Raw genomic sequence first — 13,955 nt, 5'->3', positions numbered from 1 at the left:
AACAAGTCAAAATTAACAATACGCAATCTTAAATTCACATTATCGCAAACGCTTCTGTGATGGCGATTAACTTAATTTCATCAGCGCGGCTTTATTAAATTGCGCTATTTCATCGGCTTTATTATGTTGAATTTTGTTAACCCACTCTGGATCAACTAATAATGCTCGGCCGATAGCGACTAGATCAAATTCATCATTATTTAAACGCGCCAACAAACCATCAATACCGGTTGGGTTTGATGTTCCCCCCAAATCGACACTACCTTCACCGGTAAAATCACTATCTAAACCGACACTACCGACAGTTATAACGGGTTTATTAGTGATTTTTTTTGTCCAACCGGCAAGATTGAGATCCGAACCTTCAAATTCAGCTAACCAAAATCGACGCGTACTGGCGTGAAAAATATCAACACCGGCGTTACTGAGTAATGATAGGAAGGTGGTTAATTCTTCAGGTGTTTGACAAAGCTTAGCGTTATAATCTTGTTGCTTCCATTGAGAGAATCTAAAAATTATCGGAAAGTCTGCACCAACAGCAAGGCGAATAGCTTGCACTATTTCAACAGCGAAACGTGCTCTATTTTCTAATGAGCCGCCATATTTATCACTGCGTTGATTGGTGCCCTGCCAAAAAAATTGGTCAACTAAATAACCATGCGCGCCATGCACTTCAATCGCGTCAAAACCAATAGCTTTAGCATCAGCAGCCGCTTGAGCAAATGCGGTAACAACTTCATCAATATCTGCTTGGCTCATGGCAATACCGTTGGGTGTGCCCGGCTTATACAAACCTGAGGGGCTATAAGCCGGTATGGTTTTATCTGGGCCTATGCCTTCTTTACGTACTGAGCCTACATGCCATAGCTGCGGGGCAATTTTTCCACCGGCGGCATGAACTTCATCAACAACATGTTTCCAACCGGCTAAGGCTTCTTCGCCAAAAATAGCCGGCACACGCTCATAACCATTGGCTGCTTTATGTGAGATAAAAGTGCCTTCGGTAATAATTAATCCAACGTTACCTTCGGCTCTACGACGATAATATTTAGCTACCTCGTCGGTTGGGATATAGTTTGGCGAAAATGTACGGGTCATCGGTGCCATAACCGTGCGATTTTTTAAGGTTAAACCACCGATAGAGAAGGGTTGAAAAAGTTTAGCTGCACTAGTTACTGTCTTGGCTATGGTTTTAGTTACTCCCTTATTTTCAGCGTTTTTTTCTGCATTAATGCTACTCATCTTATTCCCTACACTCTTTAATTTTTTATTTGCTCTGAGTAAATTAACTAAAGCGGCGACGATAAGTCTAAAAGCCTGAGTCACTATTAATTTACGCTTATATAGATTGAAAGGGCTATTGGCTAGCCAATTAAATAGCCACCATCAACATTAATCGCCGTACCTGTGGTATAGCTTGAAGCGTTGGAAACCAAGTACAATACAGTGCCCGCCATTTCTTCAGGCTGAGCCACTCGCTTCATCGGCACGTGATGCAACATTTCTGCTAATATTTTTGGGTTATTAACTAGGGTAGAGGCAAATTTAGTGTCTGTGCCACCGGGTAAGATGGCATTAACACGAATGTTAAATTGAGCACATTCTTTCGCGAAAGTTTTGGTTATCGAAATAACCGCGGCTTTAGTAATGGAATATATACCTTGATAATCACCCGGTGTAACACCATTAATAGAGGCCACATTAACAATCGCCCCACCGTTATTTGTTTTCATTAATTTAGCGCCCAGCGTTGACATAAAAAAGTAGCCACGAATATTAACGTCAACCGTTTTTTGAAAGGCCGCTAAATCAGTATCTAATACATGACCAAAGTATGGGTTTGTCGCAGCATTGTTAACTAATATATCTAGCTTACCGTGCTCTGCTGAAATTTGAGCAAATATTGCTTCTATCTGCTCCATTTCACCAATATGACAAGCAATGGCTTGGGCACTGCCACCCGCGGCAATAATTTGCTCAACAACCGCTTGGCAGCCGGCTATTTTACGACTCGAGACAATAACATGGGCGCCGTTTTCTGCCAGTAATTTAGCGATGTGCTCGCCAATACCTCTGCTTGCACCGGTAACTAAAGCAATTTTTCCTGTTAAATCAAACAAATTGGTACTCATATCTTTATTCCTTGTTATAGATTTTATCTTTATTTTTACTTGTCACTTAACGCTTATCTCACCTAAACGTTACCCAGTCAGCACCCGCTTGGGTTAAATGACTGTAGTTATTAAAATAATCAATGCTTAAGTTGTTTTTTGAAAAAAGTAATTTAGTCACGCTGGTATTACGTAACTGTTGAATTATTGCCAGTGTATTTTCATCTGATAAAGCTAATACATGTTGAACAAGTACAGAGATTGTACCGCCCGAAGTAAAAATACATATATCGTTTGATCGCTTGGCGTTATTTACAGACTTTTTAGCCATTAATTTTTGGTAAAGAATGTCTTGCAAAGCTGTAATACAACGTTTTTTAAATTGTGGCCAGCTCTCAATATAATCACTGTCGTATGCGCCACCAACCCAGCGTTTAATTGCCAGTGAAAACTCTTGTTGAAAAACTTGCTGTGCGTTAGGTAACTGATTTGTTTTTGCTACTTTATCGGCAAAGTTTTTCCACTGAGCATCGTAGCGTGTTAGCAGTTCTACATGGTTAAATTCATTAAAACCTGAATGTAAAATCCTCGCGGGTTTATTACCCTGATAACCTAATAAAAAGTTTTCAAGGGTTTGTTCATGGCGCAGTAAATCACCGGAAAACACCTGATCAGGTGCCGGCAACGACTGCCAACATTTGCCCAATAACTGAGCTTGCATCGCACCTTTTTCAGATAATTGATCATAATCAGCTTTACCAAATGAAGCTTGGCCATGACGAATCAGATAAATAGCCGCCATAAAACTAGGCTACTGCCATAACGTATTGGTTTTGCATTAGATTAAAAGTTACGCTTACTATCATTTTATTGCTTACCATTTTATTACTTGCCACTTTATTACTTATCACTTTATTACTTTATTACTTTATTACTTATCACTTTATTACTTTATTACTTTATTACTTTATTACTTTATTACTTTATTACTTTATTACTTATCATTGTAATGATTAAAATATCAGTTTAATGCAATTAATCTATGCTAAGTGCCCACAAAAAATTAAGCAAATGAATAGTTCTTATAACCTAGTATTCGAATTATGAATAGATAATAAGGAGGATTACTTGTAATACCAGTTCCATTAAGTTTGTGATCTTGTTGTGCGCAGGAAAAATAATTCAAGGCAAGGCGCTCGATTGAGCAATAGCTGGCTATTGGGAGTGAGAGCAACACAGCTTTGAGCTATTTTAACTAGTACAAGTGAGCAATAACTTAATGGGATTGGTATAATATATTAAAAGAATGACTTATCACCCTTGACTATATTTTAATTGGCTTGGTATTAATGATCTTGGTTTCACACATATTGCCCTACTTAACATAATAAATATGCACACGGTTGTTAGGTTATAAGTTTACTGCTTAGAGGCTTACAGGAAAAATAAGTAGCTTAGCCAAAATGGCTTTTACGGGTGATAATACAGCGGTGGGTGATTGTTTTGTAGTTCGGACTGAAGTCCGCCAACTATTAAACTAGTAATTAATCTGCTGGGTTAACAAAGGTTTGCAGCAAACTATTGTTTTGTTTATCGGGCTTGTGGACTGAAGTCCAACCTTGAATTAAGGGTTAAGCGGGCGATTAACGCCATAAGGCAAAAATTAATAGTTCTCACTAATAGCCAAAATGAACTGAGATTGAAATAATAACATTACCAATAGTGGTTTAATGGTTGTTAAATTAAATGGAGAAAGTATGAAAGTAGATTTAAATCTATTTGTGGTCTTTGAAGCAATTTACTGTGAAGGCAATATTACCAAAGCAGCTTCTGCCCTTAACTTGTCGCAACCTGCTGTGAGTCATTCACTGGGTAAACTTCGACATAATTTTGATGATGCTTTGTTTATTCGTCAAGGTAACCAGATGCGGCCAACGCCGGTTGCCAATAATGTTATTGCCGATGTGCGTGAAGCCTTACAACAATTAAAAGTTTGTTTGGCGCAGTCTAGACAATTTGAACCTTTAGTCTCGCGTAATAACTTTAATGTCTCGTTACATGGCGCTTTAGAAGCCTCATACTTACCACCTTTAATGCAACGCATTAGAAAAGAAGCGCCTTTAATTAATTTACAAAGTAGTCGCCGAGTTAATCGTCATGAATTGGAAAATAAACTTGCCAGTGGTGATATTGATTTAGCAATAGACACCTTATTGCCGGTTAGTGACAATATTTTGCACACCCAATTAGATCAAAGTAAATTAGTCGTGCTGGCACGAAAAAATCACCCTATTGTAAAGTCGACACTTGATTTAGCAACCTATCTCGCACAAGAGCACGTACTAGTTTCATCTCGCACAGTAGGGCCGAGTATTGAAGACTTTGAGTTAGGGCGATTAGGACTACAACGTAAGATTGGCTTGAGGTGTCAGCATGCATTCTCTGCCTGCCAAGTTATTGCCGATAACAACATGTTGCTAACGTTAACCGAAACAACAGCGAAGATGTACAGCCAACTGCTAGATTTGGTGGTATTTCCTTTACCAGTGAGTTTGCACGATATTGACGTGCATTTATATTGGCACAGCAATGTCGATTTTGACCCTGCAAATAAATGGTTAAGAAATCAAATTATTCAAACCACATCTACTAGCCCTTGAAATTAAGCCTCTTGAGTTAACAGGGCCAATAGAAATTAAAGTTTAAAAACACTTAACACCTAATCACTGCGGTTTTACATTTATTTATCCACATCGAAAAATCGGTATTAAAAATGTGATTTTACACTTAATTAAGTTGATGCCACTTATTAATTATTTTATCTAACTGGCCAGATTTTTTTAACTCACTAATCGCCTGATTAATCGCGGTAATAGCTCTGGGTTTAACAGATTTTTTACTAAGCATAATATGAATATCTGTTTGGTAAATATTTACTGGATGTGCTTCAAATTCTCCAGCCATTTTGTACTTGTTAGCGAAGGCTTTAATGGTGGCTGGATCAACCAGAAAACCATCAATATGCCCAGCTAATAGTAATGTTACATTCTCTTCAATATCAACAACTTCAATAATATGCTCTTGAAATTCAGCTGTTTTCATTAACGCTTGGTATTCATCACCGTAATAATATCCGCTTTCGATACCAATCGTGTAATTGCTGTTAGTTAGATCTGATAATGCACCTAACTTAATGCTATTAGCTTGGCCATTTCGAACAAATAGATTCACGGTCTCTTGTCTATAGGGCCTACTAAACATAGCGTAACGCAGCCTTTCTTCGCTGAATGACGCGCCCATGGCGACATCCATTTCACCAGTTTTTATATAATGTAAATGTCGCTTCCAGGGTAGTTCAGTATATTCTGTTGTATAACCAGCTTTAGTCAATATTGTGTTGAAAATTTCAAAATCTAAGCCCACAAGCTCTTGTTGACTATTGCGATATTGATAGGGGAACCATAGCTCCCATCCCACATAGAAATCTTTGGCATAACTAGTAAAATTTACCATTAAACAAACTAAGAGGAGAAATTTTTTCATAACAACCTGACTTATGGCTTTGGTTAAATTATGTTATATAATTTATTTCAAAGGCTTGAGCTTTAATACTAACGCGGGATCTAATCTCATATTAAACCAGTTTATTCGCCAGTCTAAGTGCGGGCCTGTAGCCCTGCCACTTGCACCAACAGCAGCGACAAGTTGTCCTTTACTGACTTTGTCACCAACACTGACATATGAAGCACTTAAATGCAAAAATGTTGAGCTAACGCCATGGCCATGATCTATGATCATTGTGCCACCTGAATAAAACATATCAGGCACAAACATAAGTACAGTGCCGTCTGCCGGCGCTTTAACTGCATCGCCTGTATTACCAGCATAATCTAAACCATAATGTGGCCATTTAGGCACACCGTTATAATAACGTTGACTACCGTAAACACCAGTAATGATACCTTCAATGGGCGCAATAAAGCCTTGAGAAAACGCAATTAAGTTACTGTCAATTTTGCGAGCAGCTTTAATCTTTTTATTATCTTCTCTAACACGGACATTAGCCTTTTTGTTAGGATTCATAATGCTTTTAGCAATACCTTCAACCCGTTGAATGTTGTATTCACGTTTTAGTGGTTTTAATATCTGCTTTTCAATTACGCCGCTTGGGCTAATGATGGTGAGTTCACTATTATTTTTTTCATCTCGACTAAAGCCTAAAGCATAGTCGCCGTTTTCAGAGACTTTGATCGCTTTACCATTGAGCCTGACTTTATTTTCTGGCGCTGTTTTACCGACAATTAACGCCCCTTGAAAAAATTGCTCGCTCAATTGTGTTTGAGCTGGTGTCTTTGCTAACACCCCTTGTGAGCTCAGTAAGCTCGCTATAAAGATGAGCGTTAATAATAATGAAGCTTGTTTAACCATTAGCAATGGCTCCTTTAGCAACACCTTCAAAGGCAACCACTTTAAATTCATCGTTCGGTGCTTGCTTTTTAAGTTGGCGAACAATAAAGTCGGCCAGTAACTCAACTGTTGAATCACAATCAACCACATCTAAAATATGACTTGGCACAGCAATATCAAATCGGCCTTGTGGCGCAAAATAAGAAAATAATTGGTGATCGGCAGTCAAATTAGCCATTGCAGTAGCCGACAATTCTATCTCGCTTAACGCCATGCGATCAGCTTCACTGGCGAGATATATATCTTGCCAACGTGAACTCCAAGCCGCTTCAAGCGCTGCTGAGCGTTGACCATTTTCATAGATATGAATTTTTGAACGATGGCCATGAGCAATACGCTGACAATTACCGTCGTGCAGTTTCAAACCGTGAGTATAGTGATAATAAGCACCATCAATATTTTCTGGCCGTAAATTTAGCGTTAAACCTTGGACATTTTTTGGTAAATGACTCAAAATTATATCGGTTAAATAGCCGGTCACCGCAGCAATATCTATTTGCTTGGCATCTATCTTGGCAAATGCACAACTCGGTGATTGTAAGTAGTAGCTACCCTGCTTAGCACTAAAATTGACAAATTCATGATCTGCTCGATAAGAAGAGACCTCAGCACTAACGGTGTTATTTTGCATGGGCAATAATAACTTATGGTCAACCGCGTCATCAATAATGGCCTTAATTTGCTTTTTAACCACAGCAAAATCAAGCACCATACTCATTTCATTTAAACTACCCTCAAGCAAAACATCAACAATCCAACTTTCGCCCACAATGCCACGTTCAGCACAACAGTACGAAAAATCGATAACGGTTAAATCATTTACAAATAACTGCATTTAATAACTCCTCTACAACTTAACTTGCCAAGCAATGGTTTCATTGGCGCGAATAGGCACCACTTCGTCGCTACCAAAAGCCATAGTGGCCGGTACAGTCCATGCGGCTTTAACTAGGGTTATTTTGTCGGTGTTTACCGGTAAATTATAAAATTTAGGACCATGTAAACTAGCAAAACCTTCAAGCTTATCAAGCGCACCTGCTTGTTCAAATGCTTCAGCATATAACTCGATAGCAGCATGGGCGGTGTAAGCACCGGCACAACCACAGGCATTTTCTTTTGCATCTTGTGAATGCGGCGCAGAATCTGTACCTAGAAAAAATTTATCACTGCCACTGGTGGCTGCTTCCACTAATGCGTGTTGGTGAATATTACGTTTTAGTATCGGTAAACAATAAAAGTGTGGACGAATACCGCCAACTAACATGTGGTTACGATTAAATAATAAATGATGAACGGTAATGGTTGCGGCTACGTTGTCCCCCGCAGCTTTGACAAAATCAACCGCATTTTTGGTAGTGATATGCTCTAACACTATTTTTAATGTCGGATGCTTTGCCACCAATGGACGCAATATAGTATCGATAAATACCGCTTCACGGTCAAAAATATCAATATCGTGACTGGTGACTTCGCCATGCACCAATAACGGCATGTTCTCTGCTTCCATCGCCGCAAATACTGGCGCAAGGTTATCGATATTAGTTACGCCAGATGAAGAATTGGTTGTTGCTCCTGCGGGATAAAGCTTGGCCGCATAAACAATACCTGACGCTTTTGCCGCTTTAATATCTTCTGCGCTGGTTTGATCAGTTAAATACAACACCATTAATGGTTGGAACTGTGCACTCGGTTTTGCGGCCATAATGCGCTGATGATATTGACGTGCTAACTCTGCATTGGTTACCGGTGGTACTAGGTTTGGCATAATAATAGCGCGACCAAAGTAGCGGCTAATATCAGCAACGGTGCTATGTAAACTTTCGCCATCGCGCAAATGAACATGCCAGTCGTCTGGTCGAGTAATCGTTAATGTGGTCATTATTTTTCCTAATGTAATCTATTCATCTGCTATTGCCGTTAATGGGCAAGATTTTTTGTCACTTGTTAGCTTAGCTTGAGCTAGCGCTTAGTATTCGTTTTCTGAGCTCTCTGAACTTTCTGAGCTTTCTGAGCTTTCTGAGCTTTCTGAGTTATGCTCTGTGGCCAGGCTTTGGCTAGCACTCTGATTAGTATTAGTTGCTAATAGCGCTAATAGTTGCTCTTTTAAGTTTGGCGGTATTTTATAGATAGTAATGCTTTCATCAGCGGGATTATAAACTACATCTTGACCAAAGTGACTACGCTCAAAACTTAAACTGATACCGTTACCATAACCCGCATACTTAGTGACTTTGTTCACTACCGCTTGATCATGAGGAAACGACTCTTCAATCGGGTATGATTGCTCCTGGCAAAACTTGTAAAAGTCTTGGCCGCTCTCTTCCGTTTTAATAACCTCGCCTATTTCTTGTAATGAAACATCTTGCGCCGACTCTTTTTGCTCTTTGCAGTAACTTAATAACTCTTTACGACTGTGTTGTTTTTCATTGGCGTCAAATTGATTAACTGCCACATAATCTTCAACCGCTTGCACTAAGGTTTGCGTTTGTTCTTTTGAGTTTAAACCTTCTTCACAGCTTAAAAAATCTAAGAAAAAGTCAGATACTTTTCTGCCTGCGCGACCTTTGATAAAAGAGATATAACGATTACCTTGGGCATTATTTTGATAGTCAAATAAATCGATACGAGCGGCTAACTGGAGTTTATTAGTATCAAGGTGTTGATCGGCCCAAATGTGCAAGTCACCGTCAACTGAATAGTGTTCAGAAATAGGAATGATCGCTGCGAGTAAGTAACGTCCACCCATATACTCGTAATGACAAACAACTAAATAACCGGTTTCAGCCAGGTTATATTTTTCTAATTCATTTTTAAGTAAATTTCCGGCTTGGCTACTAAATTGATGAAAGCTTTGCGCATCACCTAAATAGCTTTCCATAATATCAACAAATCGGGCTTTGTCACCCTGGGCTGGCATCGCAGAGAAATGTCCGTAGGCCTTACTGCCTTTGCTGTTATAAATTTTATGCAGTGCATCAACAAAACTTTCTATTTTGCTGCTAGCTGCAACATTCTCAGGACCTAACCTGAGTACAACTTCACCAGTTTCTTCTTTTTTTGTTAAAAAATGCAGTGCAATGTTTGAAATTATTAAGCTCATAGATAAAGGTCAGTATTATATTGTTCGGGCATTTGATAAACTTATGTCTGTTTATTAAATTACCATTAAGTGTGTAAGATGCCTATTGTATCCAAGTATTCCAACGAACGTGTAGAAAAAATTATTACAAATTTGCTTGATGTACTCGTCAACGAGTCTGCAACCCCTGATCTAGCGCTAATGTGCCTAGGAAATACCCTGACAGAAATTATTACAAACAATGTGCCGAAAAAGGAACGAGAGGCAATAGTAGACAATTTTACCAACGCATTAAAACAATCTATACAAAATTCTAAATAAAACGTAGTAATAATAAGCGACATTCATTAACAATAATAAGAGAATTAAACGACGCAATGGTTTCATTTGAATCAAAACCCTATAGCAAGCGCCTATTACAGTTAATTAGCTGGAGCCACTGGTTCACTTTTTTTAATATTATTGCGGCGATCTTATTATCGTCAATTTATGTCTTTAGTGAAGCAATGCCTGACACTTTGTTAGGTCAAACTTATTTAGTCACCACTTGGTTAAGCCATATAGCTTTTTTAACCTTTATGAGCTTTGTACTCATTTTGTTTCCAATCACCCTGTTGTTTCCTCGAACCCGATTTATTCGGGTGGTCGCTTCTATTATTTTTAGCGTCCAGTTATTGCTCTTGCTGCTTGACGCCTTTATCTATAGCCGCTTAGGCTATCATTTAAATATTTCATCAAGTGCGCCGATACTTGACCTTATTAATAACGAAATACAACAAAATAGCCGAGTGTTCTGGTTTGTTAGCTTAGTATTGACCATGGTTATATTATCGTTTGAACTGATAACGTCAAATTATGCTTGGAAACACCTGAAAGAATTACAAAAAACTATTTTTGCGCGCTTTATCGTTATTGCGCTCGTAATTTTCTTCTTTTTTAGTCATATTATTCATATTTGGGCCGATGCCAATCTTGAGTATGACGTATTGCGCCAAGACACAGTATTGCCACTGTCTTATCCATCAACGGCCAAAACCTTATTAACCAAATATGGCATGTTCGATCAGGTTGATTATATTGCCCGTCGCACCAGCCCGCTCGCTTTTACTGATGCTGTACCTCAGTACCCACTTTATCAAGGTCAATGTCCCAATGACAGCGCGTTAAAAAAATCTGTTTTCATGGTGATTACAGACCAAATATTGCAAACTCAACAACTGGATAAAATAAAGCAAAGAGCCAAGCAAGGTGTGCTCTCGCTAGATAATCACGTTGATAACGCGTCACCAAAAGAAGCTTGGTTTAACTTGTTTTATAGCTTGCCAAGTATTTATAAAAAAGCCTTGTTCGAACAGCAAGCACAACCGCTATTATTTCAAATTATGGCTCAGAAAAACTTAGCCAAATCACTTACTATTGTCGGTGCAGACCACAATGAAGCCTCAGTAATTAATACCCATGGTTTGTTAAGTCTAACCAACAGACTATTCCCAGCAGCAACAAAACTAGCCGATATATCAAGTTTGATATTTGCTGATAAACTCAACAGTTATGCCCCAGGTTTACACGTATTTTATTTTAAGGGTAATAATAGCTATCAGTTTGAACTGTTTTTAGATGCCTTGATGTCGGCGCAAAACAATAAACAAGGCGATAAGCAAGACAAAGATATCCTTTGGATCAGTTCTATTGGTAACAGCACAACAGAAACAAGTTTATCGATTAAACCTGCGCTACTGGTTTTACCGGCAAGTAAAAATAGATCAATTAATAAACTCACTAGTCATATGGATATGCAACCTACGCTGATTAAAAACTGGCTAAATTGTGATATTGAAGCCAAAAGCTATAGCAACGGCGCTAATATCAAAAACCTAAATAATGACCGTATTATTGCCAATACCATGGACAACGGCATCGTGGTTTTTAATAAAGATAAATCCATGTTTGTTGACCAAAATGGTAACTTTCAAAGTTATTCTATCCAACTGGCGGCACCTATTACGGCAAAACCTGATTTTCCATTAATGATTGATGGTGTTCACTTTATTAAACAATTTAGTAAACAATTCAGTAAACAAGTAGATAACGTACAATAATTAGGCGCTTAGCTCAGTTGATGGTGTTTTTTAATTGCATTCGAGCGATAAATCATTAAGATAGCACGCATAAGCTTTTATCCCCATTAAGCTTATTATTCGGGGTATAGCGCAGCTTGGTAGCGCGCGCGTCTGGGGGACGTGAGGTCGCAAGTTCGAATCTTGCTACTCCGACCACATTTAGTATTATAAATAAGCCACTTAGTAATAGTTGATATAACTGTTTAAGTGGCTTTTTTATGTCTGGATAACCTGTAGGTAACCACAGAAATAAACTTAGAATAAATATACTTATACTATTTTTGTAAATAGCTCTGGTTCAACGGGAAATGTAGCTTTACTTAAACCTTTTTCAATAGTGTCTTTTCTATTCATAACTTAGTTCTAAAATAGTTTTATTTTTCCATAAAGATATATTAAATTAAAAAAATGCGTCAAGTATTAATCATGCCATAATCGATCAATATAATATGACCACAATGACATCTACTCCCTTCACTCTTCAAGCCTAATGTAACGCTTTTACCTCGAATATGGCATAGCTGAACCTCTAACTTTATGGTTAGGCTTTTAGGGTTAATACAACTATTATCTAAAGCTGTAAAACCCTTAAATAATACAATGCTTCACTTAAAAATTCAAACCGTTTAAATCATCTAAAATCGCACCTTTTCAATCATTTTCTCAAAACGATATCTAGCCTATGTGCTATGAGGTAGCATAGGAAAGTTGATCTGCAACGGATTGACTGCTCAACCACATTACGCTAAAAACTTCCTGATATCGGACGTTCTCCATCGATAAAAACGAGTGTGTTTGATGTTCATAACCACTCGACTTCAAGTTCATTAACTGGCTCCTGAGCCACTACAACAGTCAATCGTCAGGAGTAGTTATCCATATGCAATAGCATAGGATACTTAATCCTATCGTCGTGGTTTACTGATAAAGCAACCTAAATTACCAATCATCAGATACAAAAAAACACCAATCATTACAATTGATGTTTTCTAGAGTCTAATATTAAAAACTATATTAAGATTGCTTCTTAAATCGACGTGATGCTAAACCAATCATTCCTAATGCAAAAATTGCTAATGTAGATGGCTCTGGAACTAATACATTATCAACATTATTGAATGCGGCTTCACCAATCGCACACGCAAAGCTTGCCTGTGTACAGTTAGACATATCAAAACGGATATACCTAGTACTTACAGTTGAAAAAGAAAACACTTCAGCTAGATAATCATCAGCATTTAGGTTGTAAGTAGGCATGAGGCCTAAACTTAAAGCATTGAAACTAATGTTGTCAGCAGACATGTACAGGTTTAAAGTACCAATTCCTTCAGTCTCTTCATTCGAATTTAACTAGGACATCCATTGTTAAATTATCTCAAATAAAGCATGACCACAAGCTCTCTATGCCTTCAAAAATCGATAGACAAAAAAATGCACAGATAAAAAAGCATTAATGCAGGCAAAAATAGGGGAAAACCAAGCAGTGAGTATAAGTTGAATATAGGAAGGCCTTCAATGGTATTGAAGCTTGTTGGATCGATGTTTTAACCATGTGCTCTTAGGCTAATAGTTTTTCACAGCAACTCAAGTTCTGTCGTCGCTTTAGCCCCTGATGGTGGCAATAGTCTGTCAGTACATCGCTATGACCTATCGCGCCATGAAAGAGTTTTCTAAAATCTTTACTTAACGTGAGTCAATTGTCAGGGCTAATATTAAGCCGCATTAATAATGCGGGTTGCTGTGCGTCAATGTAACCCACCTTGTCCTCTCTAATACAACGCCCTGTCAGCTCAATTAATTCAAGATAGTCTACTAATTCAAACGGTAAACCTTTTGGCATATCTTGTCGTGGGTTGCCAATGAAAGGCAATAGGCTTTGGGGCTGCTTTGCTTTTTTAGCCTGAGTAACTCGCTGTTTTACACTGGTATAATCTGAGCTTTCTGGCGTTTTTGCAATTTTAGCTCTTACTGGGTTTAAATCAACATAAGCCATGCAAGCAGCAAGTGCGGCTTCATCAAGTAGCGCTTGTGATTTAAAGCGCCCTTCCCAGGTGCGACACGATGTCGCTGGATGAGTTGTTCTACTCAGCAAGGATGCTGCAAGAACCACCTGTGCCATCAGGTGAATCTACGGGCATGAATAAAGAGCTGCCCAGACAATGTAACGAAGGTGGTGTT

At 38.4% G+C, this 13,955-nt stretch carries 12 protein-coding genes, 1 tRNA gene and 1 pseudogene; 4 read left to right on the top strand and 10 right to left on the bottom strand.

Annotated features, from left to right (window positions below):
• Positions 1-66 precede the first annotated feature (66 nt).
• The 3 genes from ESZ39_RS14285 to ESZ39_RS14275 form a co-directional block, all read right to left on the bottom strand.
• Positions 67-1,242, bottom strand: a complete 1,176-nt coding sequence (locus ESZ39_RS14285) for an NADH:flavin oxidoreductase (RefSeq protein ID WP_146880578.1) — start codon at positions 1,240-1,242, stop codon at positions 67-69.
• Between the two features lie 122 nt (positions 1,243-1,364).
• Positions 1,365-2,132 carry an SDR family oxidoreductase gene (locus ESZ39_RS14280; protein WP_146880577.1) on the bottom strand — a complete coding sequence of 256 codons (768 nt, stop codon included), beginning with the start codon at positions 2,130-2,132 and terminating at the stop codon, positions 1,365-1,367.
• Positions 2,133-2,190: 58 nt separating this feature from the next.
• Positions 2,191-2,913, bottom strand: a complete 723-nt coding sequence (locus tag ESZ39_RS14275) for a histidine phosphatase family protein (RefSeq protein WP_146880576.1) — start codon at positions 2,911-2,913, stop codon at positions 2,191-2,193.
• 955 nt (positions 2,914-3,868) lie between these two features.
• Here ESZ39_RS14275 and ESZ39_RS14270 point away from each other — a divergent pair.
• Positions 3,869-4,771 carry a LysR family transcriptional regulator gene (locus tag ESZ39_RS14270; RefSeq protein WP_146880575.1) on the top strand — a complete coding sequence of 301 codons (903 nt, stop codon included), beginning with the start codon at positions 3,869-3,871 and terminating at the stop codon, positions 4,769-4,771.
• Between the two features lie 127 nt (positions 4,772-4,898).
• On the opposite strand, the gene ESZ39_RS14265 is transcribed toward ESZ39_RS14270, so the two are convergent.
• The 5 genes from ESZ39_RS14265 to yejK form a co-directional block, all read right to left on the bottom strand.
• A complete protein-coding gene (locus ESZ39_RS14265; RefSeq protein ID WP_146880574.1) occupies positions 4,899-5,654 on the bottom strand; it encodes a substrate-binding periplasmic protein in 756 nt (251 codons plus the stop codon).
• A 42-nt stretch (positions 5,655-5,696) separates the two neighbouring features.
• Positions 5,697-6,539 (bottom strand): M23 family metallopeptidase, encoded by an 843-nt coding sequence (locus ESZ39_RS14260; RefSeq protein ID WP_146880573.1) that lies wholly within the window; start codon positions 6,537-6,539, stop codon positions 5,697-5,699.
• Positions 6,532-7,413 carry a 6-carboxytetrahydropterin synthase gene (locus tag ESZ39_RS14255; protein WP_146880572.1) on the bottom strand — a complete coding sequence of 294 codons (882 nt, stop codon included), beginning with the start codon at positions 7,411-7,413 and terminating at the stop codon, positions 6,532-6,534. Before ESZ39_RS14255 ends, ESZ39_RS14260 begins: the two co-directional genes overlap by 8 nt.
• Before the next feature lie 12 nt (positions 7,414-7,425).
• Positions 7,426-8,457, bottom strand: coding sequence for a dihydroorotase (gene pyrC, locus ESZ39_RS14250; protein WP_146880571.1), 1,032 nt, complete (start codon positions 8,455-8,457; stop codon positions 7,426-7,428).
• An 87-nt stretch (positions 8,458-8,544) separates the two neighbouring features.
• On the bottom strand, positions 8,545-9,678 hold the full coding sequence (yejK, locus tag ESZ39_RS14245) for a nucleoid-associated protein YejK (RefSeq protein WP_146880570.1): 1,134 nt from the start codon (positions 9,676-9,678) through the stop codon (positions 8,545-8,547).
• A gap of 78 nt (positions 9,679-9,756) precedes the next feature.
• On the opposite strand from yejK, the gene ESZ39_RS18335 reads away from it, so the two are divergent.
• The 3 genes from ESZ39_RS18335 to ESZ39_RS14230 all read left to right on the top strand — a co-directional run bounded on the left by ESZ39_RS18335 (position 9,757) and on the right by ESZ39_RS14230 (position 11,933).
• Positions 9,757-9,978 (top strand): DUF1414 domain-containing protein, encoded by a 222-nt coding sequence (locus tag ESZ39_RS18335; protein WP_146880569.1) that lies wholly within the window; start codon positions 9,757-9,759, stop codon positions 9,976-9,978.
• 56 nt (positions 9,979-10,034) lie between these two features.
• On the top strand, positions 10,035-11,756 hold the full coding sequence (locus tag ESZ39_RS14235) for a DUF3413 domain-containing protein (RefSeq protein ID WP_146880568.1): 1,722 nt from the start codon (positions 10,035-10,037) through the stop codon (positions 11,754-11,756).
• 100 nt (positions 11,757-11,856) lie between these two features.
• Positions 11,857-11,933: transfer RNA gene (locus ESZ39_RS14230), tRNA-Pro, on the top strand.
• A gap of 858 nt (positions 11,934-12,791) precedes the next feature.
• Here ESZ39_RS14230 and ESZ39_RS14225 read toward each other — a convergent pair.
• Positions 12,792-13,079, bottom strand: coding sequence for a PEP-CTERM sorting domain-containing protein (locus ESZ39_RS14225; RefSeq protein ID WP_146880567.1), 288 nt, complete (start codon positions 13,077-13,079; stop codon positions 12,792-12,794).
• Between the two features lie 256 nt (positions 13,080-13,335).
• Positions 13,336-13,866, bottom strand: a pseudogene (locus ESZ39_RS14220) (transposase); the annotation flags it as partial.
• Between the last annotated feature and the right edge of the window lie 89 nt (positions 13,867-13,955).

The sequence above is a fragment of the Colwellia sp. C1TZA3 genome (genome assembly GCF_007954265.1).
In the GTDB taxonomy this organism is placed as follows: Bacteria; Pseudomonadota; Gammaproteobacteria; order Enterobacterales; family Alteromonadaceae; genus Cognaticolwellia.
This window is presented reverse-complemented; position numbering and strand designations above follow the sequence as displayed.

Bases quoted from the DNA above. Each gene is read 5' to 3' on its own strand.
- ESZ39_RS14285 (WP_146880578.1), bottom strand. From the start codon at position 1,242: ATGAGTAGCATTAATGCAGAAAAAAACGCTGAAAATAAGGGAGTAACT.
- ESZ39_RS14280 (WP_146880577.1), bottom strand. From the start codon at position 2,132: ATGAGTACCAATTTGTTTGATTTAACAGGAAAAATTGCTTTAGTTACC.
- ESZ39_RS14275 (WP_146880576.1), bottom strand. From the start codon at position 2,913: ATGGCGGCTATTTATCTGATTCGTCATGGCCAAGCTTCATTTGGTAAA.
- ESZ39_RS14270 (WP_146880575.1), top strand. From the start codon at position 3,869: ATGAAAGTAGATTTAAATCTATTTGTGGTCTTTGAAGCAATTTACTGT.
- ESZ39_RS14265 (WP_146880574.1), bottom strand. From the start codon at position 5,654: ATGAAAAAATTTCTCCTCTTAGTTTGTTTAATGGTAAATTTTACTAGT.
- ESZ39_RS14260 (WP_146880573.1), bottom strand. From the start codon at position 6,539: ATGGTTAAACAAGCTTCATTATTATTAACGCTCATCTTTATAGCGAGC.
- ESZ39_RS14255 (WP_146880572.1), bottom strand. From the start codon at position 7,413: ATGCAGTTATTTGTAAATGATTTAACCGTTATCGATTTTTCGTACTGT.
- pyrC (WP_146880571.1), bottom strand. From the start codon at position 8,457: ATGACCACATTAACGATTACTCGACCAGACGACTGGCATGTTCATTTG.
- yejK (WP_146880570.1), bottom strand. From the start codon at position 9,678: ATGAGCTTAATAATTTCAAACATTGCACTGCATTTTTTAACAAAAAAA.
- ESZ39_RS18335 (WP_146880569.1), top strand. From the start codon at position 9,757: ATGCCTATTGTATCCAAGTATTCCAACGAACGTGTAGAAAAAATTATT.
- ESZ39_RS14235 (WP_146880568.1), top strand. From the start codon at position 10,035: ATGGTTTCATTTGAATCAAAACCCTATAGCAAGCGCCTATTACAGTTA.
- ESZ39_RS14225 (WP_146880567.1), bottom strand. From the start codon at position 13,079: ATGTCTGCTGACAACATTAGTTTCAATGCTTTAAGTTTAGGCCTCATG.